At 47.0% G+C, this 4,390-nt stretch carries 3 protein-coding genes; 1 reads left to right on the forward strand and 2 read right to left on the reverse strand.

Translation table 11 applies throughout. The features are described from left to right. Positions 1–252 precede the first annotated feature (252 nt). Complete coding sequence (locus CAG65_RS07825; protein ID WP_161453253.1) at positions 253–3,306, forward strand: Ig-like domain-containing protein; 3,054 nt, start codon at positions 253–255, stop codon at positions 3,304–3,306. 90 nt (positions 3,307–3,396) lie between these two features. Here CAG65_RS07825 and CAG65_RS07830 read toward each other — a convergent pair whose 3' ends face one another. Both CAG65_RS07830 and CAG65_RS22225 read right to left on the reverse strand, forming a co-directional pair. Beyond that, the gene (locus CAG65_RS07830) at positions 3,397–4,185 is read right to left on the reverse strand and encodes a DsbA family protein (protein ID WP_161453255.1); all 789 of its coding nucleotides are present in this window, start codon (positions 4,183–4,185) and stop codon (positions 3,397–3,399) included. Between the two features lie 3 nt (positions 4,186–4,188). After that, positions 4,189–4,390: hypothetical protein (locus CAG65_RS22225; protein WP_237668777.1), on the reverse strand; the 202-nt coding region annotated here is incomplete at its 5' end.

The raw sequence follows: 4,390 nt of genomic DNA on the forward strand, positions 1-4,390 counted from the left end.
TATATGCATCATTAACTAGGTTTATATGAGTTGAATTTTTAAATTAGAATCAGGTTTCTTATGGGTTGAATCATCGTGTCATTTATTGGCCGACAAGATTCAATTTTTCAAATACTAGAATAATTAACTCCTTAACAATCCTAATGCTCTAATTCATACCCGGTCAATGTATACGGTGGCCTTCTAGCGCCTGCCGTTTTGTTGCTGTGTCAAATTAGGGCTCATGAGTTAAAAGACCCTAAGAATTTAAGTATGTTTAATCTCTTTTTTCGATCCGACATTTTCACTTCTCGCTTTCGCAAGCGACATGCTCTGGCACTGGTAGGTGCAGTTACTCTGTTGACTACTGGCACAGCGTCCGCAGATCCGGTTGCGCAAGGTGGTTCAACGTTGAAACATAACCATGAGCATCATGCTGGTCAAAACGGCGCGGCCCATGAAGTAAATCAAAAACGTCATATCGCCAAGCAGCAAACTCGGGCATTGGCTAAAGCTTTGGCTGATTATCGTGCGGCTGGCCAATTCGATAAAGCTCAGTCTCTGAACCAATTACTGAATTTGGCGGCGCAACGTCAGACCCTGATGGCCGAACTTGTAAAGTCGGATCCAAAAGGTGCTTTGAGTATGCTTCTGACTGCGAAAGAGCGAGAAGAGCTGCCAGATGAAGCGCAGGCTTTCTTAGAAGAGCTGCAGGAGCTAGACGGTGAACTGGAAGTCTTTTACGAAGACTACGCTGATCACAGCAAAAGTCGCATGCGCCAGATTCTGAAAACAGAACACGGCCGTATTGAAATCCACTCAGCGAACCACTCACAGTCGCATAAGATGCAATCTGGAATGAAAGTGCGCGCGAAAGGTTGGCGGTTTAAAAGCAGTGACAACAGATCAGAATCTCTTGTACTGGACAACGAGCAAGACAGCCTGAATATACTAGCTGATGGGACCACAACGACTTCTACAACTGATTTTACAAACGCCGAAGCAACAAAAACTTTAGGTGAGCAACGCACGTTAGTGATGCTGGTGAATTTTCAGGATAATACTCAACAACCGTGGACAACTGAGGAAACTCGAGAGCTTGTTTTTGGCACGGTGAATGATTTTTACAAAGAAAATTCTGAGAATCAGGTCTGGCTTACTGGCGATGTTTTGGGGTACTACACGCTACCTATTTCGTCCACTTGTGATACATGGAGTATTCACACAAACGCACAACAAGCAGCTGAAAATGAAGGATATGACACTAGTGCCTATACGCGAGTGGTTTACATTTTTCCTGAAAATACATCGTGTGGCTGGACAGGGAAAGGTACCGTCGGTGGTGAGCCGTCTAAAGCATATATAAACGGTTCATTGAGCTTGCGAACTGTTGGTCATGAGCTGGGACATAATTTTGGTTTACACCATGCTAAAGACCTAGATTGTGGTGCTGATATTATTGGTGACCGCTGTGCTTCCGCGGAATACGGAGACGCGTTAGATATTATGGGTATGTCCGGTATTACTGGACACTTTAACGTTTTTAGTAAAGAGCAACTAGGCTGGTTAAGTTCCAATACAGGAGACATTGTCACAGTTGAAACTGAAGGAACATATCAACTGGAACCGTATGAGTCGAATCATGGTAGTGCAGCTAAAGGTTTGAAAATTCGTCGCGGCACTGATGAAATTACGGGTCAACCAACTTGGTACTATATTGAGTATCGGCAGCCGATAGGCTTTGATAGTTTTATTGAAGGGAAAAGCGGAATTACCGATGGCGTCACTTTTCACTTGGCTACCGAAGGCAATATCCAGAGTAACTTATTATTGGATATGATACCTGATAGCGGATTGCGTGATTTAGATGATTCTTCGCTTTTGGCAGGCAGTAGCTATACCGATTCTGAAGCGGGTGTCACGATTACGACTGAGTGGGCAAACAGTACCGGTGCCAGTGTACATGTCAGTTTTTCCGAACAGACTTGCACACAGAGCAATCCGACAGTGACCGTGTCTTCGAGCTCGGCCTCTGATGGTATTGCAGGAAGCACTGTCAGTTACAATCTGATGGTGAAAAACAATGATGGTAATGGCTGTTCAGCGTCTGATTTCAATGTGTCGGCAAATGTTCCTGCTGGATGGGTTGCAAACGACGCGACGCTGAGTATTGCGCCGGGAAGCAGTGATACCGCAACGTTAAGTATCACGTCGAGTGACACCGCGGCGGCAGGTTCATATAGCCTCGCAATCGAGGCAATAAACAGTGCTGATAGCAACTATCGAGGTCAGGTGACCGCAAACTATACAGTCGAAGCACCAGTTGCGACGTGTGTATTGGCAAGTCCGACATTGGCGCTTACAGCAAGTCAAAGTGGTGACGTGGCGCCGGGAACTACAGTCAGTTATATCGCGACACTGACCAGCCAGGATAGTGAGTTGTGTGATGCGGCCGTTGTCGATGTGATCGCCAGCGTTCCTGACGGTTGGAGTGCAGATAGCAACACAGTGACGCTGGCACCGGGTGGGACGGCGTCTGTGAAGCTGAATGTTACATCCGCTATTGATGCGTCAGCAGGGGTTTATCTCGTAGATGTGAACGCATTCAATACCGCAGACATCAGTTATCGTAGTAGTGCTGAAGAGCGTTATTCTGTGGCGGCTACCGCGCCGGTTTGTGAATCAGTGGCTCCTCGAATGAGTATCTCGTCGACCTCTGGCGAGGTCGAAGCGGGTACCTCCGTGGCTTATAACGTGACGGTGACCAATCAGGATAACTCAGACTGCACCGCAACAACCTTTAATGTGTTCGCTGAGTTGCCTGCAGGCTGGAGTGCGACAAACAGCAACGTGACCCTGAATCCAGGTCAGAGTGCAACGGTAAGGCTTAACGTAACGTCGGCGGCGACAGCGTCAGAGGGGACGTATAACGTTCTTATCAAAGCGCAAAATACCGAACAAACTAATTTAGTCAGTAGTGGATCGGCCAGTTATGTTATTGCCAACGCTGTTAATACATCGCCAGTCGCCGTGAACGATGCGATTACGCTTTCTTCTAAGAACGCGATGTTGATTAATGTCCTGGCCAACGACAGCGATCCTGAAGGGGACACCTTGACCATTGTCAGCGTGACTCAGGGAGCGAAAGGATCGGTTCAAATTACCGCGGATGGACAACTGCGTTACACGCCAGCTAAAAGCTTTAAGAGCAGTGATACGTTTACCTACACCATCAGTGATGGGGATAAAACCGCGACAGCGACCGTCTCGGTCAGTCTGAGTGGTTCTGAGAGCGGCGGTGGTAACAAGGGCAAAGGCAAAAGGTAGACGATGTCAGCAGGTGACAAATAGCACAACCTAAGAGGCAATGGTGTACGTCCATTGCCTCTTTTTTACATAGATTTTGCGAGATGAACTCTAGGGTTTGGCTTCTTCTGCTAGCAGTTGCTCGAACAAAGCAGAGAAAACCCGGTAGTCCTGCGCGCCAACAACCAGTTTGGGTTCAACCATTTCGTTGTTTTCAATCCGGCCGATAAGAAAGCTCGGGGTGCCTCGAACACCTAAAGACGTCGCTAAGGTAATATCTTCATTGATCTTTTCTACCACTTTGGGATCGCTGAGGCACGCAGTGAACTTAGTCATGTCCAGAGACAGCTCACCAGCCGCTTTCTGATACAGCTCGTCACCCAACTGGCGGACGTTCGCAAACAATGAATCCCGCATCGGCCAGTACGCGTTTTGTTGAAAGCTACAGACTGCGGCTACGGCAGCGCTTTTCGCCTGAGGATGGAATTTCAAAGGGAAATCCCTAGCGAGGTAGCGTAATTTTCCCGAGTCAATGTAGTTGTCTTTAATTTTGGCGAACGTTTGGTCTACATAACGTTTACAATATGGACACTGGAAATCGGAGAACTCGATGATGGCAATATTAGCACTAGTTTCTCCCATGGAAGGGATCTGACCGTTACCGTCAAAGTCTGGCTGGTTAGGCAGTATTCTCGACTTAGGTGTCTTCGCTTCCGCAGCCGCGGTTTTTATCTCGTCGACCTGAGTGTTGATATCGGCGACATCTTGTTGTAGCTGCTTGACTTCATCTCTGAGTGAGGCGATCTCGGACTCCAGTTTACTGTCATCCTTAGGTTGGCAGGCAACGATAAATGAAATGATGACCAGTGAAAAGCACAGTTGACTTACAGACCTAAACATTGTCTATCCCTCGCTGTAAAAATTGTCTTTAGGCCAATGAAGACGTTGTTTGTACTTAGTGATTGATGCTGCGCGAGACCAACCAATGCGTTGCGTTGACGCACAAATTTGTGAAAGCCAGCAATAGCACCAATGGATGTTTTTCTTAACCGACAATACACAAATTATAGATAATTCATTCTTGCCTGCCGTCTTATGTTTAAGA

The sequence above is a fragment of the Vibrio sp. V39_P1S14PM300 genome (genome assembly GCF_009904765.1).
GTDB lineage: Bacteria > Pseudomonadota > Gammaproteobacteria > Enterobacterales > Vibrionaceae > Vibrio > Vibrio proteolyticus.